General features: G+C 61.0%; 17 protein-coding genes and 1 pseudogene. 8 read left to right on the top strand and 10 right to left on the bottom strand.

The features are described 5' to 3' along the window. Together B7L72_RS04380 and B7L72_RS04375 are read right to left on the bottom strand one after the other, a co-directional pair. Positions 1–493, bottom strand: a 493-nt coding sequence (locus B7L72_RS04380; RefSeq protein WP_303245516.1) for an inositol monophosphatase family protein, incomplete at its 3' end; no start/stop codon positions are given. Between the two features lie 61 nt (positions 494–554). Then, positions 555–1,583, bottom strand: coding sequence for an IS630 family transposase (locus B7L72_RS04375; protein WP_054645368.1), 1,029 nt, complete (start codon positions 1,581–1,583; stop codon positions 555–557). Between the two features lie 621 nt (positions 1,584–2,204). On the opposite strand from B7L72_RS04375, the gene B7L72_RS04370 reads away from it, so the two are divergent. The 3 genes from B7L72_RS04370 to B7L72_RS04360 all read left to right on the top strand — a co-directional run bounded on the left by B7L72_RS04370 (position 2,205) and on the right by B7L72_RS04360 (position 5,081). Further along, a complete protein-coding gene (locus B7L72_RS04370; protein WP_016916070.1) occupies positions 2,205–3,008 on the top strand; it encodes a Crp/Fnr family transcriptional regulator in 804 nt (267 codons plus the stop codon). A 287-nt stretch (positions 3,009–3,295) separates the two neighbouring features. Further along, positions 3,296–4,276, top strand: a complete 981-nt coding sequence (gene thpD / locus B7L72_RS04365; RefSeq protein WP_081192765.1) for an ectoine hydroxylase — start codon at positions 3,296–3,298, stop codon at positions 4,274–4,276. 139 nt (positions 4,277–4,415) lie between these two features. Further along, positions 4,416–5,081 (top strand): fumarylacetoacetate hydrolase family protein, encoded by a 666-nt coding sequence (locus B7L72_RS04360; protein ID WP_081136398.1) that lies wholly within the window; start codon positions 4,416–4,418, stop codon positions 5,079–5,081. A 149-nt stretch (positions 5,082–5,230) separates the two neighbouring features. On the opposite strand, the gene speA is transcribed toward B7L72_RS04360, so the two are convergent. Continuing rightward, positions 5,231–7,141, bottom strand: a complete 1,911-nt coding sequence (gene speA, locus B7L72_RS04355) for a biosynthetic arginine decarboxylase (RefSeq protein WP_371317415.1) — start codon at positions 7,139–7,141, stop codon at positions 5,231–5,233. Between the two features lie 8 nt (positions 7,142–7,149). Further along, positions 7,150–8,106 (bottom strand): homoserine kinase, encoded by a 957-nt coding sequence (locus tag B7L72_RS04350; protein ID WP_081192761.1) that lies wholly within the window; start codon positions 8,104–8,106, stop codon positions 7,150–7,152. 173 nt (positions 8,107–8,279) lie between these two features. Between B7L72_RS04350 and polA the strand changes: the two genes are divergently transcribed. After that, positions 8,280–11,045, top strand: a complete 2,766-nt coding sequence (polA, locus tag B7L72_RS04345; protein WP_081192759.1) for a DNA polymerase I — start codon at positions 8,280–8,282, stop codon at positions 11,043–11,045. A 101-nt stretch (positions 11,046–11,146) separates the two neighbouring features. Here polA and B7L72_RS04340 read toward each other — a convergent pair whose 3' ends face one another. After that, complete coding sequence (locus B7L72_RS04340) at positions 11,147–12,172, bottom strand: Fe(3+) ABC transporter substrate-binding protein (RefSeq protein ID WP_016916076.1); 1,026 nt, start codon at positions 12,170–12,172, stop codon at positions 11,147–11,149. Positions 12,173–12,387: 215 nt separating this feature from the next. Between B7L72_RS04340 and B7L72_RS04335 the strand changes: the two genes are divergently transcribed. After that, positions 12,388–13,485, top strand: coding sequence for an ABC transporter ATP-binding protein (locus B7L72_RS04335; protein ID WP_016916077.1), 1,098 nt, complete (start codon positions 12,388–12,390; stop codon positions 13,483–13,485). Between the two features lie 25 nt (positions 13,486–13,510). Here the strand turns inward: B7L72_RS04335 and B7L72_RS04330 are convergent, their stop codons facing one another. Beyond that, positions 13,511–15,211 carry an ABC transporter permease gene (locus B7L72_RS04330; RefSeq protein WP_039182805.1) on the bottom strand — a complete coding sequence of 567 codons (1,701 nt, stop codon included), beginning with the start codon at positions 15,209–15,211 and terminating at the stop codon, positions 13,511–13,513. A gap of 254 nt (positions 15,212–15,465) precedes the next feature. Next, positions 15,466–16,776 (bottom strand): histidinol dehydrogenase, encoded by a 1,311-nt coding sequence (hisD, locus tag B7L72_RS04325; protein ID WP_081192757.1) that lies wholly within the window; start codon positions 16,774–16,776, stop codon positions 15,466–15,468. 116 nt (positions 16,777–16,892) lie between these two features. Between hisD and B7L72_RS04320 the strand changes: the two genes are divergently transcribed. Next, positions 16,893–17,429: a 3-hydroxyacyl-CoA dehydrogenase family protein gene (locus tag B7L72_RS04320; RefSeq protein ID WP_254893753.1), complete on the top strand. Its 537-nt coding sequence runs from the start codon at positions 16,893–16,895 to the stop codon at positions 17,427–17,429. Positions 17,430–17,471: 42 nt separating this feature from the next. Beyond that, positions 17,472–18,500, top strand: coding sequence for a LacI family DNA-binding transcriptional regulator (locus tag B7L72_RS04315; RefSeq protein ID WP_081192753.1), 1,029 nt, complete (start codon positions 17,472–17,474; stop codon positions 18,498–18,500). Positions 18,501–18,545: 45 nt separating this feature from the next. Here the strand turns inward: B7L72_RS04315 and B7L72_RS04310 are convergent, their stop codons facing one another. The 3 genes from B7L72_RS04310 to dctP form a co-directional block, all read right to left on the bottom strand. Further along, entirely contained in the window at positions 18,546–19,877 is a 1,332-nt protein-coding gene (locus tag B7L72_RS04310; protein WP_081192750.1) for a TRAP transporter large permease, read from the bottom strand. After that, on the bottom strand, positions 19,874–20,377 hold the full coding sequence (locus B7L72_RS04305) for a TRAP transporter small permease subunit (RefSeq protein WP_081192748.1): 504 nt from the start codon (positions 20,375–20,377) through the stop codon (positions 19,874–19,876). Before B7L72_RS04305 ends, B7L72_RS04310 begins: the two co-directional genes overlap by 4 nt. Before the next feature lie 63 nt (positions 20,378–20,440). Next, positions 20,441–21,544, bottom strand: coding sequence for a TRAP transporter substrate-binding protein DctP (gene dctP, locus B7L72_RS04300; RefSeq protein ID WP_081192746.1), 1,104 nt, complete (start codon positions 21,542–21,544; stop codon positions 20,441–20,443). Between the two features lie 332 nt (positions 21,545–21,876). Between dctP and B7L72_RS04295 the strand changes: the two are divergent. Then, positions 21,877–23,278: pseudogene (locus B7L72_RS04295) on the top strand (DUF1726 domain-containing protein); the annotation flags it as partial.

The following is a 23,278-nucleotide window of genomic DNA, read 5'->3' as shown; positions in this document are numbered from 1 at the left end:
GGTAAGGCAAGCAGGTGCCAACCAGCATCTCGTTGAGAGGGCGGGCCGGTAAGATAGGTAATCGTCTTGACCCTTGGTAGGCCCCTTGCCCGCGAACGGCCCAGAGCATTTCGTCCAGTAAGGGATGATAGACCACACCCTGTATGAGCGTTGCGCCTTGGCGCACCGCGATAGAAGCCGAAAAATGCGGCACCCGGTGCAGGAAGTTATTGGTGCCGTCGAGCGGGTCGATGATGATGGTGAGGTCGCTACTGCGAGACGGCGTAACGCCCGTTTCCTCGCCAAGAAATCCCACGTCTGGATGCGCACGCTGAATGGTATCGATAATGGCGTGTTCAGCTGCCTGATCGTAATGGGTGACGAAGTCCGAGCTTCCCTTGCGTTCGAAGTCGATACCCCCCGCTTTGTGATACCCCTTAGTGAGGATTTTTCCAGCCAGCCGGGCTGCCTCTTGCAGCGTATGCATCAGGTCTGGCTGCGCTGTATGGCTCATCGCGGCACTCCTGGTACGGGGTTTTGGGCAACGTACTAATTCGAAATAAAGTAAGCGAACATTACCCGGAGATATAAGCCAAATCCGGATGGCCAAAAAACGATTTCAATAGTCGTGGCAATTTTTGCAAACGTCGAAGCTGCCGGTAAACAGTGCTCCGAAGTTGTTCTTTGCTGTTAATGATCTTTTTACCGACGTGATGGTATTTGATATAGCCCCAAACAGACTCGTCAGGATTCAGCTCCGGCGAGTACGGCGGCAGGAAGAACAACCTGAGCTTGCCGTCGAGACTCTCAACATAGTCTCGAACCCGACGAGCATGATGAACCGGGTGGTTATCGAGGATCAGGAAAACCGGCTTGTCAACGTCTTGCACCAGAGCCTTGAGGAAACCAAGAAACGCATCGGTGTTCATGTTGCCCTGAATGGTCTTAAAGCGAAGCTCGCCGCGAGGCGAGATGGCCGAGATCAGATTGATGCTGAAGCGACTGCCCGTATTACGGATGATCGGAGTTTCACCCCTGGGTGCCCAGGTGGTGCCACTGTGATAATCAGACCGAATGCTGGCTTCATCGCCGAAATAGATGGTGGCGCCGACTTTTTTTGCTTCCTTGCGAATTTCCGGGTAGGTCTCTTCTTTCCATTGTTTCACGGCCTCTGGCTTTTGCTGGTAGGCCCGATGCAGGGGTTTCTGAGGCGTCAGCCCCAGGTTTCGAAGCAGACGACCGACCGAGACATCGCTTAACCGGACGTTGAACTTTTGCCGGATGAGCTCACGCACTCGGCCCCGAGTCCACAGGGCAAAATCAAACTTCAACTGGTCCGGCGTAAAGGTCGTTATCCAGATATACAGCTCCCGGATCTGAGCACCGCTCAGTTTCTTGGGACGACCGGAAATCTGCTTGGCCTTGAGCGCGTCAAAGCCACCCTCGCGGTAGGCAGCCAGCCATTCATAGATTCGTGCTCGGCTCATCCCCAGCGCTTTGATGACGACTTCTGGACTCTCGCCATCCATGACCCGTTGAACGGCGCGAACGCGAATGGCTTCTAATGTTTTGTGATCAAGTTTACGACCGTCATCGTGGCGCATGTGTGTAAATATCCGATAAGCTTGGCGAACGGAGCCTACATTATAAATGATGTTCGCTTACTTTCGAACCCATTAGTATATCATTATTACCTTAAGAGGGCTATGTGGCAATAGTGTGACATCGAAAGCTCCTTTCTCCACATTAAAGCAATTTATTGATGTTGCTTTGCTTCTTGTCTTTTGTTGTTTTTCTAGCTGGTCGGTTGCTTTAATGCCTTATAGAATTGACTTTTTCGTTAACCCAAGAGAGTTGGGACTTCTGCTTTAAATGGCTGTTTGAGAGGCGGGTATATGTTTGGGTAAAGGGTTGAAAGGAGTGGGGAGAGTGGGTTTAGTTTTTTATTAGCCAGTTTTTTTAAGCTTTATCATCGTGATGGCGACAGCCTGTTTGTATTGGGAGTTGTTTCCATACTGTTAGTTTTCTTGAGTTTTTGTAATGTGTTTAACAAATGTTAATAGTTTTGGGTTTTTGGGTATTTGATAGCGCAAACTATGAAAGTTTCTTGTTTGTATGTTTATAGTTGTCTATATTTTTGTCGCGTTATCTTCCTTTTAGTGTATAGAAATTATAAACAATTCCGGGTGAGTATAGCATTTGTCTAACTACAAAGGAGTGTAGAGATGAATAAGGTTACTGCAGAAGAGTATAATCTAGTGGAAGATAGAAGTCGCAATGGTTTGCCGGGCCCCCTAGGGGCCGAGGGCGGTTGTATAAGTATTGGTGAAGTGTTGGGGCTGTACGGTGAGCTGGGGGCAGAGTCACTGGAGGCCTTGACCAACGTTCGACAAAAACCTGTCGAGCTGAAGAGAAACCAGAAAGTCTTTTCGCTATGCGAGGGGCGTGCCGATATCTTCGTGGTGAAAGAGGGCTGGGCAAGTCTATCCCATGCCACTTCTACACGTGGGCAAGATATTTGTAACGTCTTCATGCCGGGCGATATTATCGGAATGCGAGAAAGCTTTTTTGAAAGTCACGATATCGTGATTCTCTCGCTGACACATTGCAAGTTGGAAAAAGTATCGGTAGATGATTTGCATGCGTTGTTTAAAACCAACGATGAAATTCGCAAGGCCATTACCTCGTATGTCATGGTCAACGACAATATTACCATCGAGCGTTTGCGAAGTTGTACGCATCATCGGTCAGAAGAGCGAGTGGCGCACTTCTTGTTGGAAGTCTATGCGCGATTCAATTTCAAAGGCCTGCTGAACAGCAACGTATTCTCCTTTCCGGTGACCCAGGACATCGTAGGAGAGCTTCTGGGCATGACCAGCGTGCACGTCAGCCGCTGCATGACCGCGTTGGAGCAGAAGAAGCTGATCCGCAAGACGCGTAGCAGCATCAAGCTGCTGCAGCCGGAAGAGATGGCGCGTAATACGGGCTTCGATCGGGATTTCATCTACGGCCATATATGCCTGGGTTAGCGCACGTCCCTCGCCCGCCACCAGCGCCGCTTCCTTCGAGCGGCGCTTTTTTTGGGCCGATGTTTATCAAACATTGAAATTCACCCGTAGTCCGCTGTGCGCAGGGTGGTTGCTGCGGTGGGCCTCAACGGGGTGTCCATGAGCATGAAAAAAATGTCATAACGCACGTTATGAGCGGGGTTCCCAAGGGTTGCAAGCCGTCATGCGTGGGCTAGGCTTCTCCCTGCACTGTGTTTCTGAATGAGACACGTTTTAACTGAAATTTAATCATACAAGGAGTGGATTAGATGACAGTCGGCAATACACCTCTCAAAAACCTGACGGCCCACAAGCAGTACAGCGACATGGCAGATACCCCTTCTGCCAGCAATACGCGAGTGGACCTCTATCCTACTCGGCTGGCCACCGCGCCAGCATCGTTGACCCAGGCACGCCGTGACGACGTGGTCAAAGGGCGTGCGCTGCCGGGGCCGCTTACCCAGGCGCAGCTGGATGAGTTCGAGCGCAAGGGCTATCTGTTTATTCCAGACCTGATCCATGGCGACGAGCTGGATGCGCTTCGCGATGAAATCGAGTCGTTGATGAGCAACGATGCTTACCGCGAGCGGGAGTTCAGCATCACCGAGCCGGAAAGCCAGGAGATTCGTTCGCTGTTCGCCGTGCACCATCTCTCTTCCCGTCTGGGGCCGCTGGCCAACGACGAGCGGCTGGCAGGGGCGGCACGTCAGATCATCGGTGACGACCCTTACGTGCATCAGTCGCGCATCAACTACAAGCCCGGCTTTGCAGGCAAGGGGTTCAACTGGCACTCGGATTTCGAGACCTGGCACGCCGAAGACGGTATGCCCAACATGCATGCGGTCAGTGCATCGCTGATTCTCACCGATAACCACGAGTTCAACGGCCCGTTGATGCTGATTCCAGGGTCGCACAAAGCGTTCGTGCCCTGCCTTGGTGAAACACCCGAGGACAACCACAAAAGCTCGTTGAAAGCCCAGGAGGTCGGGGTGCCCAGCCCGGAGGCACTGCGTCATATGGTCGACCAGTACGGCATCGAAGCGCCGAAGGGGCGAGCAGGGGGCTTGCTGCTGTTCGATTGCAACACCCTGCACGCTTCCAATGCGAACCTGTCGCCGGACCCGCGCAGCAATGTCTTTTTCGTGTTCAATCGGCCGGACAACCGCTGCGGTGCGCCGTTTGCCGCCCCCAAACAGCGCCCAGCGTTTCTGGCCCATGGGCCTGACCAGCCTTGGCAGCCGGGCGTTTAAACGTTTACGTACCTTGGGTACATAAGCCAGGGTGCAAGAAAAGCAGCGGGAAGGTTGTGGAACAAGCGCAAGGGTGGGGTAGACTAGTGCGCCTGTCGTTGCGAATGCGGCACGCATAATGAGAAGGAGAATACCCGCCATGCGTTTTGTTCCACAGTTTACCGATGGCCAGGAGTTTCCCCACGCGCTGGGCAAAGTCGTGTGTGTAGGCCGCAACTACGCCGACCACGCGAAGGAACTGGACAACCCGGTTCCCAGTGAACCGCTGCTGTTCATCAAGCCGGCCACCAGCGTGGTGGATTTGACCAAGCCGCTGGACCCGCCGTTTTCACGCGGTGAAGTGCATTATGAAGTCGAGCTGGCGCTGCTGGTAGGGGAAACCCTGACCCACGCCACTCAGGATGAAGCGGAGCGTGCCATTGCCGGGATCGGCCTGGCGATGGATTTGACGCTGCGCGATGTGCAAACCACGTTGAAAGAGAAAGGCCATCCTTGGGAAATCGCCAAGGCCTTTGATGGGGCTTGCCCGCTGTCCCCGTTCCTGCCGTTGAGCCGCGTGCCCAACTGGAACGCGCTGACCTTCACGCTGGAAATCGACGGCGAGGAGCGCCAGCACGGCGAAGGCTCGGACATGATCTTTGCGATCCCGACGCTGGTCGCGGAAATGAGCCGTCATTTCACCCTGGAGCCCGGCGATGTCATCCTGACCGGCACGCCTGCTGGTGTGGGTGAGCTGACTCGCGGCGCATCACTGCGCTTCACGCTCACCGGCGGGCTGGAGATCAACACCAGCGTGGTCGAATAAACGACCCCATCGGCTGAGCGTCAAAAGCCCCCGCTGCCCTGGGCAGCGGGGGCTTTTTTATGCTGAAATGTCAGGCGAGAAGGGGGCTCCTGCCCCCTTGCTCCTGGGCGTTACGCCAGAGGACTACTTCAGAGCACTAATCCAGATCGCTATTCCAGATAAGTGTAGCCTTCCAGTCCTTCGGTCAGGCTGGCGGCAAAGTGCGCCTGCTCTTCGGCCGAGAAGCCGCTGGTTACCAGCTGTTCGGTCAGCTTCTGTTTCAGGACGCGAGCATCGAAATTGACGTAGGCCAGCACGTCCGCCACGGTGTCGCCTGCCTGAGGGTTGGAGAGTACCCACTCGCCGTCGGCGCCCAGCGCGGCATCCACCGAGTCGGTATCGCCGAACAGGTTGTGCAGGTCGCCGAGAATCTCCTGGTAGGCACCCACCAGGAAAAAGCCCAGCCAGCGCTCGTCATCGTTGGCCCATTCCGGCAGCGGTAGCGTGCTCTCGACGCCCTGGCCGTCCACGTAGCTGTCAATGCGGCCGTCGGAGTCACAGGTGATGTCCTGAATCACCGCGCGGCGAGTGGGCGCCTTGTCTAGCCCGCTGAGTGGCAGTACTGGGAAGATCTGCTCGATCCCCCAGACATCCGGCACCGACTGGAACAGCGAGAAATTGACGAACAGCTTGTCGGCCAGTTTCTCGGCCAGCTCGTCCATGATTTCCCGGTGGGCACGGTTGCGGGTATCGAGCTTGCCCCGCAGGCGCGCGCAGGCAGCCATGTAGAGGCGTTCGCCTTCGGCGCGGGCGCTGATGCTGCTCAAGCCCAGCACGAAACGATCCTGAAGCTCGCTGACGGCTTGCAGCAGGTCGTGCCAGGCTTCGACCAGCACCCTGGGCTCCTGGTGTTCGGCCAGCTGGTCCAGCACGCGCCACAGCTCATCCACCTGGGGGTCGTCGGTGACGCTGCGCACCGGCGGCGTGTGGTCGATACGCTCTTCACCGATCACGTTGGTGATCAGCACCGCATGGTGAGCGGTCAACGAGCGGCCGGATTCACTGATCAGGTGCGGCTGTGGCAAGTCGGCTTCCTGGCACAGCTGAGCGAAGGCGCTGACCACGTTGCGCGCGTACTCCTGCATGGAGTAGTTGGCCGAGCAGTAGCTGCGCGAGCGGGTGCCTTCGTAGTCGATCCCCAGGCCGCCACCCACGTCCACGGTGTCGATGGGGGCGCCCAGCGCCATCAGGTTCTGGTAGAAGCGCGCACATTCGCGCAGGCCGCGCTGGATGTCGCGGATGTTGGCGATCTGGGAGCCCAGGTGGAAGTGCACCAGCTGCAGGCTGGCCAGGGCGTCCTGGGCGCGCAGGGTGTCCACCACTTCCAGGATCTGGCTGGCGGTGAGGCCAAACTTGGACTTTTCGCCACCGGTGTTCTGCCACTTGCCCTTGCCTACCGAGGCCAGCCGCGCGCGCAGGCCGATACGCGGCGTCACGTCCAGCTCCCGGGCTTCTTCCAGAATCAGGTCCAGCTCGGAGAGTTTTTCCACCACCAGATAGACGCGGTGGCCCAGCTTCTCGCCCAACAGCGCCAGACGCACGTATTCACGGTCTTTATAGCCGTTGCAGACGATCAGCGACGAACCGCCGTCGGAGAGCGCCAGCACCGCCAGCAGCTCGGGTTTGCTGCCCGCTTCCAGCCCCACGCGACCATTGCCCCGCTCCGAGGTGGCCAGAATCTCTTCGACCACCCGGCGCTGCTGGTTGACCTTGATCGGGTACACCGCCGTGTAGCCGCCCTCATAGGCCACATCCTGCATGGCGGCGTCGAAGGCGCCACACAGCTGCTCGACGCGGTCGTGAAGAATGTCGCTGAAGCGCACCAGCACCGGTAAGCGCAGGCCGGCCTGCTGCAGCTGGCGAACCAGCGCGCTGATCGGCAGGGCAGGGCCTTCGGCATCGCTGCCCAGGGGGCGCACCAGCGCCTGGCCGTGGTCATCGACATCGAAGTAACCGCTGCCCCACTGGTCCATGTTCCAGGTACGGCGGGCGCGTACGGCGGGGCTGCTGGTTGCGGCCATGTCACTCATCAGGAAGCCTCCGGGATAGGGAGTGCCCCCAGCGCGATGCGTGCCTTGAGAATCACGCGGAAACGCTCGGGGTCGTGGGGGGTAAGGTCATGGGCAGGCGGGTCCACATATACCACCAGCAGGCGCGACAGCCAGTAGCGCAACGCCGTCAAGCGCAGCATGGTGGGCCACAGGGCCCGCTCGGTGTCGGTCAGTGGGCGGCGTGCCTGGTAGGCGCTCAAAATCGCCTGATAGCGCTCGGCGTTCAGGCTGCCGTCCTCGTTGGAGGCCCAGTCGTTGATGACGATGGCCAGGTCGAACAGCAGGTCGCCGGTGCAGCCATTGTAGAAGTCGATGATGCCGCCCAACTGGTCGCCTTCATACAGGGTGTTGTCACGGAACAGGTCACCATGCAGCGCCCCCTGGGGCAGCGCGCCATACTGGCTGAACGCGGTCTCGAAATCATCGACCTCGTTTTTCATCAGGGTCTGGTCGTCGGGGCTGATGTAGGTCAGCACCTTGTGATGCACGGCGCGCAGCCAGTGCAGATCGCGGGGGTTGGGACGATGCCCCGGAAAATGCTGCGAGACCTTGTGCATACGCCCCAGCGCGCTGCCCAGCGCCTGGCACTGGACCAGGTTGGGGGCGGAGGGGTGCTTGCCGGGCAAGCGCGGGAACAGCAGGGCCGGTTTGCCCGCCAGGCTGTGCAGCGCCACCCCTTCGCGGTCATGAATGGTGCCTGGTACGGGCAGGCCGTGTTCATCCAGGTAGTCCAGCAGCTCGACGAAGAACGGCAGCTCTTCGTGCTCGCCTTGTTCGAACAGCGTGAGCACCATTTCGCGGCGCTCGGTAGTCACGAAAAACGTCGAGTTTTCCGTGCCGCCTGCCACGCCCTGAAGGGACACCAGGCTGCCAACATCGAATTTTTCCAGAAACGCGGCGACCTGTGCGTCGCTCAGCGGAGTAAATACAGCCATGAGAATCTCGCCCAGGTTGCTAAGCCGGTCATTGTAGCGGCTTGGCGCGCCAGTTGGCAGCGCTGTGAGCGGTGAAGGGGCGCTTTCGCAGTGCTTTTCTGCAGTCGCGCCGCCGAACGCGTATCATTGCAGAATAGACGCTCTTACTGTTCTGCTGACTATGGAATCTGGTTATGGCCCGTGCCCCTATCGTGCTAGTTGATGGCTCTTCGTACCTTTACCGTGCGTTCCACGCGCTGCCGCCGCTGACGAACTCCAACGGCCAGCCCACGGGCGCCGTGAAAGGCGTGCTGAACATGCTCAAGCGGCTGATCAAGGACTACCCCGATAGCCCCATGGCGGTGGTCTTCGATGCGCCGGGCAAGACGTTTCGCGACGACATGTACAGCGAGTACAAGTCCCACCGCCCGCCGATGCCCGATGACCTGCGTAGCCAGATCGAGCCGCTACACGCCTGCGTGAAAGCGCTGGGGCTGCCGCTGCTGTGCATCGAAGGCGTCGAAGCCGACGATGTCATCGGCACGCTGGCGCATCACGCCACCCAGGCCGGGCGTGACGCGGTGATCTCCACCGGCGACAAGGACATGGCCCAGCTGGTGAATCGCCATATCACGCTGGTCAATACCATGAAGGAAGAGACCCTGGATGAGGCCGGTGTCGAGGAGAAATTTGGGCTGCCGCCTGCGCTGATCATCGACTTCCTCGCGCTGATGGGCGACAAGGTGGACAACATTCCTGGCGTGCCCGGCGTGGGAGAAAAAACCGCCATTGGCCTGCTGCAAGGCATGGGTGGCGGGCTGGAGACCATCTATGGCGACCTGGAACGGGTCACCACGCTGGGCTTTCGAGGAGCCAAGACACTCCCCAAAAAACTGGAAGAGTACCGCGAACAGGCGTTTCTCTCCTATCGGCTGGCCACCATCAAGGTCGACTGCGACCTGCCCGTAGGGCTGGACGACCTGGAGATCGCCCACCCGGATAGGGAAGCGCTGGTGGCGCTCTACAAGGAGATGGAGTTCAAGCAGTGGCTGGCGGAGCTGCTGGAGGGCAAGGACGAGGGCGTGGACGACGTCAGCGGCGGCCAGCCAGCCCCGCAGGCCGAGCAGGTGGCGTCGGGCACGGCCCCAGGCCCACGCCGCGACCACGTGATCACCGAGCAGGCCGAACTGGACGCGTGGCTTGAGCGGCTGCGCAGCGCCGAGCGCTTCTGCTTCGATCTGGAAACCACCAGCCTCAACTACATGGATGCCGAGATCGTCGGGGTCGGCCTGGCGTTGGAACCCGGTGAAGCGGCCTATATCCCGCTGGCCCACGACTATCTGGATGCGCCTGCCCAGCTCGACCGCCGCAGCGTTCTCGAGGCGCTCAAGCCGCTGCTGGAAGATCCCGGCAAAACCAAGATCGGCCAGAACCTCAAGTACGATATTTCCGTATTGGCCAACGTGGATATTCACGTCACGGGGCCGTTTGCCGATACCATGCTGGCGTCCTACGTGCTCAACTCCACCGCGACCCGCCACGACATGGACTCGCTGGCCCTCAAGTACCTGGGGGAAAAGACCATCTCCTTCGAGGAGATTGCCGGGAAAGGCGCCAAGCAGCTCACCTTCAACCAGATAGCCCTGGAGCAGGCCGCGCCCTACGCCTGTGAAGACGTGGACATTACCCTGCGCCTGCAGCAGACGCTGCGCCCGCAGGTCGAGCAGGAAGGCCGCCTGGCCGAGGTGCTCGATCATCTGGAGCTGCCGCTGATCAAGGTGCTGTCGCGGATCGAGCGTAACGGGGTGGCGCTGGATGCCGAGCGCCTGCACCAGCAGAGCCAGCAGCTGGAGCAGCGTATTCGCGAGCTTGAAAGTGAAGCCTTCGAGCTGGCGGGCCGCGAGTTCAACCTGGGGTCCCCCAAGCAGCTGGGCCAGATTCTGTTCGAAGAGCAGAAAATTCCGGTCATCAAGAAAACGCCCAAGGGCGCGCCTTCCACCGCCGAGGCCGTGCTGGAAGAGCTGGCGCTGGACTACCCCTTGCCCAAGGTGATCATGCAGCACCGTGGCCTGGCCAAGCTGAAGTCTACCTATACCGACAAGTTGCCGCGCCTGTTGAACAAGAAAACCGGCCGCGTGCACACCAGCTATCACCAGGCGGTGACCGCCACCGGGCGGCTCTCCTCGTCGGACCCGAACCTGCAGAACATCCCGATCCGTACCGCAGAGGGGCGCAAGATTCGCCAGGCCTTCGTGGCCCGCCCCGGGTATCGCATCGTGGCTGCAGACTACTCGCAGATTGAGCTGCGCATCATGGCCCACCTGTCGGAAGACAAGGGGCTGCTGGAAGCCTTCGAACAGGGCCGCGACATTCATACTGCCACCGCCGCCGAAGTGTTTGGCACCGCGCTGGACAAGGTCACCGCCGACCAGCGCCGCAGTGCCAAGGCGATCAACTTTGGTTTGATCTATGGCATGAGCGCCTGGGGGCTGTCGCGTCAGCTGCATCTCGAACGCCAGCAGGCGCAGACCTACATCGACCGCTACTTCGACCGTTACCCCGGCGTTGCCCGCTACATGGACCGCATTCGCAGTCAGGCCGCCGACAACGGCTTCGTCGAGACCGTCATGGGGCGGCGGCTCTACCTGCCCGAGATCCACTCGCAGAACCGCAACCGCCGTCAGGGGGCCGAGCGCACCGCAATCAACGCGCCCATGCAGGGCACGGCGGCAGACATCATCAAGCAGGCGATGATCGACGTGGATGCGTGGCTGACGGAAGGCGCGTTCGATGCCCTGATGGTCATGCAGGTGCACGACGAACTGGTGTTCGAGGTGGCTGAAGCGCAGGTAGACGCGTTTATCGAGGAGGTCAGTGCACGGATGCAGTCGGCGGCCACACTGAGCGTACCGCTGATCGTGGAAGCCCAGAGCGGCGCCAACTGGGACGAAGCACACTAAAGTAAGAAACGCACCAGGCGCCGTTCAACCCCTGGCTGACTGGCCATCCACAAAAAAACCCCACCTTGCGGTGGGGTTTTGCATACTGCCTGGGCCAGCGCTTAGCGCCAGTTGACGCGGTCAAAAATGCGCACGGCTTCCGGGTTGTTGTTACCCAGCTCGCTGATGTTCACTTCGTCGCGCTGGAAGTCGCCCCAGGACTCCAGAACCGGGTTCTTCTTCACGCCATCGACCACCGGGAACTCGTAGTTACGCTCGGCCAGCACTTCCTGGGCCTGGTCGGAAGCCAGGAACTCGAGGAAGCGGATGCCGTTCTCGGCGTTCTGCGCGTTGGCGACCAGACCTGCACCACCCACGTTGATGTGCGTGCCGCGATCATCCTGGTTCGGGAAGATCACGCCCACTTTACGGGCGGCTTCGCGGTCGGAAGCTTCGCTGGAGTGCAGCAGACGAACATAGTAGTAGTGGTTGGCCACGCCCAGCTCGCATTCGCCGCTGGCCACGCCCAGAATCTGGTCGGTATCACCGCCTTCCGGGTTGCGCGCCAGGTTGTTGACCACGCCCTGTGCCCACTCTTGCGCTTCTTCCGCACCGTGGTGCTCGATCATCGAGGCCAGCAGAGACTGGTTGTAGATGTTGTTGGAAGAGCGGATACAGATCTTGCCTTCGAACTGTGGGTCGGCCAGGTCTTCATAAGTAGCGATCTGGCTCGGGTCGAAGTTCTCACGGTTGTAGAAAATCACCCGTGCGCGCTGGCTGAAGCCAAACCACATGCCTTCGGGATGACGCATGGACTCCGGCAGGCGCTCGTTCAGCACGTCGGAATCCACGGCCTGGAACAGGCCATCCTGCTCGGCACGCCACAGGTTGCCGGCATCCACGGTCAGCATGACGTCGGCAGGGCTGGCCACGCCTTCACGCTGCATACGCTCCATCAACTGATTGGCGTCGCCTTCCAGTACATTCACCTTGATCCCCGTTTCTTCGGTGAACGCGTTGTACAGAATCTCGTCTGAGTCGTAGTGGCGAGCGGAGTAGATGTTGACCTCGTTAGCCAGTGTGCTGCTGGCAAATGCCGAGCCAGCCATGACGGCGGCGACAGAGACTGCAAGACGTGTCTTTTTCATAACATACACCCTAAATGTTTATGATAATAAGTTGCATTGGCAAACTGCGCCTATTGAAGCGTCTTGTTCCATGGACGTCAAGCGAAATGATAATGACACGCAACACTTTTTGTGCATGTGCGTGCATCTGCCGCCAATAGAAAATAGAATGCAAATAACTTTCAACCGTGTTCGCAGTCAGGCATCTGCGCTGCGCACTAACCATGGGTGAACGAATGACGGCAACGGTGTCATTTTCAGAGGTGGCAGCACCGGCGGCGGCGCTGTCGCTGCGGGGTGTCGAGCACACGTTTGCAGCCAATAAGGTGGTCAAGGGCATCGATCTGGAGATCGGCCAGGGCGAAGTGGTGTGCCTGCTGGGTCCTTCCGGCTGCGGCAAGACCACCCTGCTGCGTATCGCGGCAGGCCTGGAGGTGGTGCAGGAAGGCGAGGTCAGCCTGGACGGGCAGGCCATCGCTGCCCCTGGCAAGCGCCATGTGCCGCCCGAAAAGCGCAACGTGGGCCTGGCGTTCCAGGATTCGGCGCTGTTTCCCCATCTGAGCGTGCTGGAAAATGTCACCTTTGGCCTGAAACAGCTGCCCTCCAGCCAGCGCCGCGCGCGTGCTTTGGAACTGTTGGACCAGCTGGGCATGGCCGCCTATGCCGAAACTTACCCGCACATGCTGTCGGGAGGCCAGCAGCAGCGTGTCGCGCTGGCCCGCGCGCTGGCGCCTACGCCGCGGCTGATGCTGCTGGACGAGCCCTTTTCCAGCCTGGATGCCCGGCTGCGGGATCGTATCCGAGACGACACGCTGCACGTGTTGAAAAAGCTGGGTTCGGCCACGCTGCTGGTGACCCACGACCCGGAAGAGGCGATGTTCATGGCGGACCGCATCGCACTGATGCGCGATGGCAAGATCGTCCAGACCGGCACGCCTCGCGAGCTTTACTGTGCGCCCATCGACCCCTTCGTGGTGACTTTCTTTGGCGAGGTCAACGAGCTGGCGGGAGTGGTGCAAGGCGGGCGAGTGCAGACCCCCGTGGGCGCGGTGGATGCCAGCTGGCTGCCGGAAGGCAGTGACGTGCAGGTGATGATTCGCCCCGAGGCGCTGCGCATTCAGGAGCGAGACCTGCCAGCCGAAGCGCACAGCCATAGCCACGTGGTCATGGCCAAGCTGCTGGGCCGCACCAGCCTGATCCACCTGTGTGCCCATGGCAGCGATGGCCAGGAAGCGCACCTGCATGCCCGTGTACCTGGGGTGTTCCTGCCCCAGGAGGGCCAGCCCATCGACATCGATCTGGACCACTCCCAGGTCTTCATCTTCCCACGCTGAGGCGCGGGAAGGCGTGTGTTTGAACTTACTCGGCCTGGCTGCCGGGGCGCGCTCGGCGCATGGCCAGGCTGAGGAGAATCACCGGTAGGATCCCCACCACCACGATGGTCAGTGAGGCCGTAGAGGCCTCCGCCAGCCGCTCGTCCGACGCCAGGTTATGGGCGCGCACCGCCAGCGTATCGAAGTTGAACGGCCGCAGGATGATGGTGGCCGGCAGCTCCTTCATGGCATCGACGAAGACCAGAATCCCCGCCGCCAACAGGCTACTGCGCATCAGGGGCGTATGAATGCGTCGCAGCGTGCCCCCTGCGGTTTGGCCCAGGGTGCGCGAGGCGGCATCCATGCTGGGGGTGACCTTGCCCAGGCTGGCTTCCACGGCATTGAACGACACCGCCAGAAAGCGCACCACGTAGGCGTAGATCAGAATGAAGGCCGTGCCGCTGAAGACCAGCCCGATAATCTTGCCGTAGTTGGCGTGCAGCCAGGAGTTGAGGGTGTGGTCCAGCCAGGCAAAGGGAATCAGAATGCCGACCGCCACCACGGAGCCCGGAATGGCGTAGCCCATGGCCGCAATGCGGGTGAACAGGCGTGCACTGGGGGAGTTGTTGAGGCGTACGCCATAGCTCAGCAGCACCGCCAGCCCTACCGCAATCAGGGCCGCAATGGCCGACAGCGAGAGGCTGTTCAGGGCAAAGCCGATGAATCGCGTGCCGAACAGGCTGTCGCCAATCCGAATCGCCATGTTCAAGAGCAGGCCGCTGGGCAGCAGGAAGCCGATGGTGATGGGCAGCAGGCAGGCCAGAAACGCTCCGGTGGCCTGCCAGCCGCGCAGGCGGTACTCGGGCAGCTGCTGGTAACGGCTGGAGGTATGGAAGTAGCGCCGCTTGCCCCGTGACCAGCGTTCCAGCAGCACCAGTACGATCACGAAGGTCAGCAGGCAGGCCGCCAGCTGTGCGGCTGCCACCGGCTCGCCCAGTCCGAACCAGGTGCGGTAGATACCGGTGGTGAAGGTATCCACGCCAAAGAATTGCACCGCCCCGAACTCATTGAGGGTTTCCATCAGCACCAGCGACACGCCGCCCACCAGCGCAGGTCGCGCCAGGGGCAGGGCCACGGTGCCAAACAGGTGCCACGGCCCGCGCCCCAGCGTGCGTCCCACGTCCAGCACGCACACCGACTGCTCCAGAAACGAGGCCCTGGCCAGCAGGTAGACGTAGGGGTAGAGCACGAAGGTGATCAGCGTGATGGCGCCCCCCAACGAGCGAATGTTGGGAAAGTAGTAGTCGCCCACTCGCCAGTCGAACCACTCCCGCAGCATGCTCTGCAGTGGCCCCGCCACCTGCAGGAAGTCCGTGTAGGCATAGGCGATCACGTAGGTGGGAACGGCCAGCGGCAGCAGCAGCGCCCACTCGAAGATGCGCTTGCCGGGAAAGCGGCACATGACCACCAGCCAGGCGGTTCCCGTGCCAATCACCAAGGTACCGAGGCCTACCCACAGCACCAGCCAGAAGGTATTGCTGAGATAGCGGGGCAGGACGGTACTGGCCAGGTGCTGCCAGATGCCATCGGTGGGCAGCACGATATGGCCCAGAACCACCAGAATCGGCAGTGCCACGGTCAGCGCGATGAGAAACAGCGCAATAGACCAGGGGTTGAGCGACAGCGCAAAGCGTGAAGCGACCCCTGACAGCAGAGCCGATGATGAGCGGCGAGCGGGCGTGGACACGTCGTGATCTCCTTGGACGAGAGGCTGCGTGGCTCGTCAATGCGAAAAAATAGCGGTTGCAAATAGTATCACCTGCGCCGGTAGGGTGCAGCTCATCGGCCGCCCATTAAAAAACCCTGCCCGTGGGGCAGGGTCGAGGCGTGTACCCGTGGGGCTCCGTCAGTGGGCGGTCCAGCCGCCGTCCACCATCAGCGCGCTGCCCGTGACCAGCGCCTGCATGCCGTCCAGCCTGAAGCCGGGGGCCTGGGGAAGGTTCATGCGTCCACCGCCGAGGCGTAGGGCACCTCCTGTTTGCCATAGCGGCGCACGCGCTCGTTGGCCTGTTCGGCGTGGCCTGCAAAGCCTTCCAGCATGCAGAGTCGTGAGCAGTAGCTGCCGATCTCAGCCGAGGCTTCATCGGTCAATACCCGCTGATAGGTGCAGGTCTTGAGGAACTTGCCCACCCACAGGCCACCCGTGTAGCGCGCTGCCTTTTTGGTGGGCAGCGTGTGGTTGGTGCCAATCACCTTGTCCCCATAGGCGACGTTGGTGCGCGGGCCGAGGAACAGCGCGCCGTAGTTGGTCATGTTCTCCAGGTAGAAATCCGGGTCTTCGGTCATGACCTGAACGTGCTCGTAAGCCATCTCGTTGGCCACTTGCAGCATTTCCTCGTGGCTGTCACAGACGATGATTTCTCCATGACTCTCCCAGGCCTGGCGCGCGATATCGGCGGTGGGCAGTTTCTGCAGCAGTTCCTCGATGGCCGCCAGGGTGTCCCGGGCCAGCGCTTCGGAATTGGTCAGCAGGGCAGCGGGGGAGGTTGGGCCATGCTCTGCCTGCCCCAGCAGGTCGGTGGCGCACAGCAAGCCGTCCACGCTCTCGTCGGCAATCACCAGCGTCTCGGTGGGGCCCGCGAACAGGTCGATGCCGACACGGCCATATAGCTGGCGCTTGGCCTCGGCGACGAACGCATTGCCAGGGCCCACCAGCATGTCCACTGGCGCGATGGAGTCGCTGCCGATGGCCATGGCGCCCACGGCCTGAACGCCGCCGAGTACCAGAATCTCATCCGCGCCTGCCAGGTGCATGGCTGCCACGATGGCGGGGTGGGGCTTGCCCTTGTAGGGCGGCGCCGCCGCGATGACGCGTTTCACCCCAGCGACCTTGGCCGTCAGGACGCTCATGTGGGCAGACGCCACCATGGGGTAGGAACCCCCGGGGATATAGCAGCCCACCGCGTTTATCGGCAGATGTTTGTGGCCAAGGATGACGCCGGGGCGGGTTTCGATCTCGACCGGCTGCATGGAGGCCAGCTGCGCCTCGGCAAAGCGACGTATCTGGGCCTGGGCAAAGCGGATGTCGTCCAGGTCACGCTCGGACACTTCGCTCATGGCCTGAGCAATCTCGGCTTCGCTCAAACGGAAGTTTTCCGGTGACCAGCCATCGAACTTTTCCGACAGCTCGCGAATGGCGGCGTCGCCTCGGGCCTGGATGTCGGCCAGCGTACGCTCGACGGTTTCGCGTACCTGGCGGTCCGCTTCGGCGCGGGTTTCGAGGGAAGCACCGGCTTTGAGGTGGCGAATCATGACGCTCTCCTGAAAGGATTGTTGTTGGGTAGAGTCAGCTGGGTCGGGTCAGCATGATGGAGCAGAATAAGGCTAGGGCCTGTTGCATACGAATGCAAACACTTTTGGAGCATGCTATGTTGAACCGGATGCGGGTCTTGCAGGCCCCATTTACAATGCGCCTGCCAGGGCGGGTCGCGCCCTCGGAGCAGACCCATGCAGCGGTGGTCGAACGTACCCTGGTGCTGATGCAGGAAGTGGGGCAGGCGCCTATTCTGGTCAAGCGTGAGGTGCAGGGGTTCATTCTCAATCGGCTGCAGGGCGCTTTGCTCAACGAAGCGCTGCGCCTCTTCCGCGATGGCTATGTGTCCGCCGAGGACCTGGATAAAACGGTCAAACACGGGCTGGGGCTGCGCTGGTCGTTCATGGGGCCTTTCGAGACCATCGACCTGAACGCCCCGGCCAGTGTCGTGGACTACGCCGGGCGCTATGGCCCGCTCTACCGTGACGTGGATACCCAGCGCAGCGCGGCCAACCCCTGGCAGCCCGAAACACTCGAACGCCTGGCGCAGGCGCGTCGCGAGATATTGTCGGAAGCACAGTTGGCCGAACGCCAGGCCTGGCGTGACCGCCGCCTGATGGCGCTGATGGCCCATCAGCGTCAACACGCCTAGCGCGGCGGGTGCCGGGGCCTTGCGACCAACCAGAGGATGAGCATGAAAAAACGGCCCGTGACGTCACGGCAAGTGGCAGAACTGGCGGGGGTGTCGCAGTCGGCGGTCAGTCGCTGCTTCTCTCCCCACGCCAGCATTGCCCCCCAGACCCGGGAAAAGGTATTGGCGGCGGCCCAGCAGTTGGGCTACCGCCCCAATGCCATCGCCCGCTCCTTGATTACGCGTTCGTCGCGCACCATCGCGGTCGTCATGACCCAGCTGGACAACCCGTTCTACGCCCAGATGCTGGAGTATGCCGCGCGGCGGTTTCAGCAGCATGGCTATCACCTGCTGCTGTTCATGAGCAGCAACGAGCAGCAGACGGCGGGCGTCATGGCGGACATTCTGCAGAGCCAGGCAGACGGCATTCTGATGCTGGCGGCGACGCTTTCCTCTTCGCTGGCCAGCGAGTGTCTCGCTCGTGGGATTCCGGTGGTGTTGATCAACCGTACGGTGGCTTTCGAGGGGGTCAGCCAGGTCGCCAGCGATAACTACCGTGGAGGCTATTGGGTGGGTGAGTTTCTGGTCTCTGGCGGTTATCGGCGCATCGCGCTGGTGGCCGGGCTTGCCGACTCTTCTACCAGTCGCCAGCGGCGTGATGGCTTCATGGCGGCGCTGGCGGCGCAGGGTGTCAGCTGTTGGGGCGAGGCATGCGGTGACTATGACTTCGCGACAGCCCAGGCGGCGACCCGCAAGCTGTTCGAGGCGGCGCCCTACCCGGATGCAGTCTTTGCTGCCAATGATCATATGGCCATTGCGGTGATCGATACGCTCAGCGGCGAGCTGGGGCTGCGCGTGCCTGAGGACGTGGCGGTGGTGGGGTTCGACGATATCCCCATGGCGGCCTGGCCGAGCTATCGGCTCACCACGGTTCAACAGCCGGTCGAGCCCATGGTGGACGAGGCGGTGGCTCTGCTGCTGGCGCAAATCGCCAGTGGGCAGGTCGCGGGGGAGCGGAAAGTATTGCCGGTGACGCCCATCGTAAGGGCCAGCGCCCCGGCAACGGGGCGTGGTGTTGCGTCATCTTCATGAAGTTTGCCGCCTTGCCCGGCAAGGCGGCAACGCGAGGGCGTCAGTTTAGCCCAGCAGCATGCGTGGCAGGCCGGTGACCAGCCATGGGAAGAACGACATCAATACGCACGCCAGCAGGATCAGCGCCACGAAGGGAACGACCGCTTTGTAAAGGTCGACGATCTCTACCCCAGGCGGTGAAACCCCTTTCAGATAGAAGAGCGCATAGCCAAACGGTGGCGTGAGGAAGGAGGTTTGCAGCACTACGGCCACCATCACCACGAACCACAGCGGATCGACGCCCATTTGCTGAACGATGGGCAGCATGATCGGGAAGCTGAGCAGGACGATGCCCGTCCAGTCCAGGAACATGCCCAGAACGAACACCAGAAACAGCATCATGATCAACGCGCCGGTGGTGCCGCCCGGCATGGCCAGCAGCAGGTCCTGAATCACCTGCATGCCGCCGCCCCGTGAGAACACCCCGGTGAAGGCCGTCGCGCCCACCAGCACCAGCATGACCATGGTAGTGGTCTTGCCTGCTTCCAGCAGCGTCTTGAAGCAGGTGGAGACCCGGCGATCACCAAAGATCAAAAACAGGATAAAGGCAATGAACACGCCGATGGCCGAGGCCTCGGTAGCGGTGGCCACGCCGGTGAAGAGCGCGCCGAGTACCCCGAGGATCAGCGACATGGGCGGCACCACGTACTTGCCCAGCATGATCAGCAGTTGCCGAGTGCTGACTTCCGCACGCTCTTCCTTGGGTACCGGAGGGCCATAGGAGGGCTTGAAGTAGCAGATCAGCAGTACGTAGAGCGCGTACATCACCCCCAGCATCAGGCCGGGAATCATCGCCCCTGCAAACAGAGCGCCTACCGATACCGGCGAGTAGCTGGCCATCAGGATCAGCATGATGCTGGGTGGAATCAGGATGCCCAGACAGCCGCTGGCCATGATGACCCCGGTGCTCAGCTCCTTGTTGTAGCCATACTTGAGCATCGGCACCAGCGCAATCATGCCCATGACGGCAATGGAGGCGCCCACGATACCGGTGGTGGCGGCCAGCAGGACAGAGACGATGACCACGGTCAGCGCCAGCCCGCCCCGCAGGTTGGCCAGCAGCAGGCGCATGGCATCGAACATCTTTTCGGTGACCCCGGAATCGTTGAGAAACCGTGCCATCAGGACGAACAGCGGTATGGCAACCAGCACGTAGTTGTCCATGGCGTTGCCGAAGATGTTGTTGATCAGGGTGCCCAGCACTCGCTCGCCAGGGCCGAGAAAAGCGCCGATGACGGCGACGCCGCCGAGCACGAAGGCCAGCGGATGACCCATGAACAGGCCGATCAGCAGCCCGCCAAACATCACCAGCGCCAGCAGTTCAGGACTCAGGTTCATGCTGATTTCTCCTCGCGCAACTGCATGATGGCCCGCAGTACGATGGCAATGGCCTGCAGCAGGATGAGGGCAGCCGCCACCACGATAACGCCTTTGATCGGGTAGACGGGAATCGACACCATGCCGTAGGTGGTTTCACCCCGGGTATAGGAGCGTTCGAAGAAGCGCCAGCCGTAGGTCAGCAGCATCCAGATGAAGGGAACGAAGAAAATCACGTAGGCCACGACTTCGATCAGGGCCTGACGCTTGCGTGACAGCAAACGTTTCAACACGTCGACCTCGACATGGGCGTGGTGGCGCAAGCCGTAGGCAGCCATCAGCATGAAGTGGGCACCAAACAGCATCTTGGTAACATCGAACGCCCAGTTGCTGGGGCGGCCGAAGAAAAAGCGTGACGCAATGTCGTACAGGACGATGAGGGTAATGATGGCAATCAATGGCGCGATCAATCGCCCAAACAGCTCATTGATTGCATCGATCGCCTTGGCAATCGCATTCATGGAAGATCTCCGCGGTCAGCACACAAAACCGCCCCGGGCAGCCCGGGGCGGTGCAGAAACGCCTTACAGGCAGGCTTCGATCTCTTCCAGTGAGGGCAGGTTATCCATAGTGCGGCTCATGTTGAAAGGAGCCGAGATGTCACGCCATTTGGCGTAGTCTTCCAGGTAGGTCACCATGGAGTGGTAGACCTTGGCGTGGTCGCTGTTTTCACAGGCGCCGCGCACGATGACCTCGTTGGTGATCTCCTGAATACGGGCCAGGTCTTCGTCAGAGAACTGGTTGATGGTGATGCCCGCATCGATGAACCTTTGGGTGGCCTCGGTGGACTCACGCTCGGACCAGGCCAGTGACCAGGCCATGGTGGCGTCGGCGGCGATACGCAGCTTCTGCTGGGTCTCTTCCGACAGCGCGTTCCAGGCGTCGAGGTTGATCATGACACCGAAGACGCTGGCGGACTGGTGCCAGCCAGGCGTGGCCCAGTAGTCGGCTACTTCGGCAAAGCCTGCGTTGTAATCCACGCCGGGGGTCGCGAATTCACCGGCATCGATCACACCACGCTCGATGGCCTGATAGACTTCGCCACCGGCCAGGGTTACCTGAGAGCCACCCAGGGCTTCCAGCACGCGGCCCTGGTCTCGGCCCGAGAGACGCAGACGCTTGCCTTCCAGGTCGGCAATGCTTTCGATGGGCGTACGGCCCATGAAGCCGGACTCGTTGTTGAGCGCGGCATAGGGCAGGTACATCATGTTGTACTGGCCGTAAATCTCTTCGTACAGTTCACGGCCGCCCCACTGCTGAATCCAGTTGATGTAGTCAACGGCGTTGAACAGGCTGGTGGTGGTGGCCAGCGGCGAGAACGCGGGGTTCAAGCCTGCCCAATAGCCTGGCCAGTCACCGGCGGCTTCGATACTGCCGGTCTCGGTGGCATCGAACACTTCCGTGCCGGGCATCAGCGTACCGCCCGCGCGGAAGTTGATCTGAACTTCGTCTCCCGCCAGCTGGTTGACCAGCTCGGCCCAGTGCTGGTCGAGTTTGATCAGATCGAGGTTGTCGGGCCAGGTGGACGTCATGGTCCACTGCTCTTGTGCCTGGGCCGTCGTGGTGAGAGCGGCAAATGCGACGCCAGCTGCAAGGCTGGTCAAGGCAAATTTTGTAGTCTTTTTCATTATCAATTTCCTGGTACTTTGGCGGTTGGCGTTATTAGTGTTGATTACCTGAAAGCAGGAAAGCACAGCGAGTAGGGCTGACGTTTACGTAAAGTAAAAGCGGCCAAGGCTGTACCGCTAAGCTAGCACACTCCCCCCGCTGCGGCGCAATATCAGGATTTGCAGGAAGTTAACGCACGCTATGAAACATCGATTGATGTAAAAATTGTTTAAAAACATTTGGTTAAGTAATTGTTTAAACGGTTGGACAGGTCTGGATAGCGCGTTGAAGCGTTGAAAACTGTGTGCCTTGTTGTACCAAAGTTGTAAGCAATCGACCCTTGAGGAGCGTGATGAGCGAAGCAAGTGATGACCGCCGCATATCACTACTGGTGGGCCATGCGCGGCGCTGGCAACGCCGCCGTTGGCGGGGGCTCGTGTGGCTCAGCGGACCCGCCGAGCACACTCGCCGTCTGGCACTAATGCTGTGGCACGCCCAGCCATGGCAAGCGCCCTTGTGGGTGGGCGACCCGCAGGAAGCCCCCGTGGCGCCTTGCTTGCCTGCAGGTAAAGCGCGCACGCGGCTGGGGGCCGAGCATCAGCTGATCGTCATGGACGTCAGCGGTCGTGACGGGCTGGACCCGGACGCCCTGGGCGCGCTGGCCGGCACGCTGACGGCGGGCGGCATACTGCTGCTGGTAACCCCCGAGCCATGGGGTGAGCGCCCCGACCCGAACTACGCACGGTTTGCCGACCACCCCTGGCAATGGACCGCGCTGAGCAGCTTTTACCTGGCACGTTTGGCGCGCCAGCTCAGTGCTTCGCCCCAGGTGGTGCGCTGGCCGGTGGCTGGCCCGCTGGTGCTTTCCAGGCTGCCCGCCGGGCAGCCCTCGCCACGCCGCCCTGAAGACCCCGCCTGCCTGACGCCCGACCAGGCCCGTGCGGTCACGGCCCTGAGCAAGCTCAAGCGTCGCCGCCCGCTGGTCATCACGGCCGACCGAGGGCGCGGGAAAAGTGCGGCGCTGGGCATTGCCTGTGCGCGCTTGCTGCAACAGGGGAGCTACCCGCGGCTACTGGTCACCGCCCCCAGGGCCAGCGCGGTGGACAGCCTGTTCGAGCGTGTCATGGTGCTGTGCCCTGAGGCGCAGCGCCGCGGCCATGAGGTGCAGCTGCCTGCCACGGGAAGCTCGCTGTGCTTCTTGCCACCCGACCTGCTCGATACCCAGCTGGCTCAGGGCACGTTGGGAGGCAGCGGGGCGCTGCTGCTGGTGGATGAGGCCGCGGCACTCCCAGCAGCTATGCTGGCCCGCTGGCTGGCCGCGTTCCCGCGTATGGCCTTTGCCACGACGGTGCATGGTTACGAGGGCTCTGGCCGGGGCTTTGCGCTGCGTTTTCGGGAGGTGCTCGAGCGCCAGACACCCCAGTGGCGGGAGCTGAGCCTGGACACCCCGATTCGCTGGGCAGCCAATGACCCTCTGGAAAGCGTCATTCAACAGGCGCTGCTGCTGAACGCGCCGCTGCCTGAGGCTCACGCGCATGGCCTCATCGACGCGCAGACCCTCAGCGTGAGCCAGGTACAGCTGGCTGCCAACGAGCCGTTGCTGGAGCAGCTGTTTGGCCTGCTGGTGCAGTCGCACTATCGCACCACCCCCAGCGACTTGCGCCAGCTGATGGATGGCCCCGGCACGCAGCTGCGCATGGTGATGGCAAGCCAGGGGCACGCCTCGACTGCTGCCACGGGGGCCACCGATACGG

Origin of the sequence: Halomonas sp. BC1 (genome assembly GCF_002078135.1) — a bacterium.
In the GTDB taxonomy this organism is placed as follows: Bacteria; Pseudomonadota; Gammaproteobacteria; order Pseudomonadales; family Halomonadaceae; genus Vreelandella; species Vreelandella stevensii.
This window is presented reverse-complemented; position numbering and strand designations above follow the sequence as displayed.

Excerpts from the sequence above, each read along its gene's own strand:
- speA (WP_371317415.1), bottom strand. The coding sequence starts at position 7,141 with ATGGCCGCAACCAGCAGCCCCGCCGTACGCGCCCGCCGTACCTGGAAC.
- B7L72_RS04315 (WP_081192753.1), top strand. The coding sequence starts at position 17,472 with ATGAAAAAACGGCCCGTGACGTCACGGCAAGTGGCAGAACTGGCGGGG.
- polA (WP_081192759.1), top strand. The coding sequence starts at position 8,280 with ATGGCCCGTGCCCCTATCGTGCTAGTTGATGGCTCTTCGTACCTTTAC.
- thpD (WP_081192765.1), top strand. The coding sequence starts at position 3,296 with ATGACAGTCGGCAATACACCTCTCAAAAACCTGACGGCCCACAAGCAG.
- B7L72_RS04375 (WP_054645368.1), bottom strand. The coding sequence starts at position 1,583 with ATGCGCCACGATGACGGTCGTAAACTTGATCACAAAACATTAGAAGCC.
- B7L72_RS04310 (WP_081192750.1), bottom strand. The coding sequence starts at position 19,877 with ATGAACCTGAGTCCTGAACTGCTGGCGCTGGTGATGTTTGGCGGGCTG.
- hisD (WP_081192757.1), bottom strand. The coding sequence starts at position 16,776 with ATGATTCGCCACCTCAAAGCCGGTGCTTCCCTCGAAACCCGCGCCGAA.
- B7L72_RS04340 (WP_016916076.1), bottom strand. The coding sequence starts at position 12,172 with ATGAAAAAGACACGTCTTGCAGTCTCTGTCGCCGCCGTCATGGCTGGC.
- B7L72_RS04370 (WP_016916070.1), top strand. The coding sequence starts at position 2,205 with ATGAATAAGGTTACTGCAGAAGAGTATAATCTAGTGGAAGATAGAAGT.
- B7L72_RS04350 (WP_081192761.1), bottom strand. The coding sequence starts at position 8,106 with ATGGCTGTATTTACTCCGCTGAGCGACGCACAGGTCGCCGCGTTTCTG.
- B7L72_RS04305 (WP_081192748.1), bottom strand. The coding sequence starts at position 20,377 with ATGAATGCGATTGCCAAGGCGATCGATGCAATCAATGAGCTGTTTGGG.
- B7L72_RS04335 (WP_016916077.1), top strand. The coding sequence starts at position 12,388 with ATGACGGCAACGGTGTCATTTTCAGAGGTGGCAGCACCGGCGGCGGCG.
- dctP (WP_081192746.1), bottom strand. The coding sequence starts at position 21,544 with ATGAAAAAGACTACAAAATTTGCCTTGACCAGCCTTGCAGCTGGCGTC.
- B7L72_RS04360 (WP_081136398.1), top strand. The coding sequence starts at position 4,416 with ATGCGTTTTGTTCCACAGTTTACCGATGGCCAGGAGTTTCCCCACGCG.
- B7L72_RS04320 (WP_254893753.1), top strand. The coding sequence starts at position 16,893 with ATGTTGAACCGGATGCGGGTCTTGCAGGCCCCATTTACAATGCGCCTG.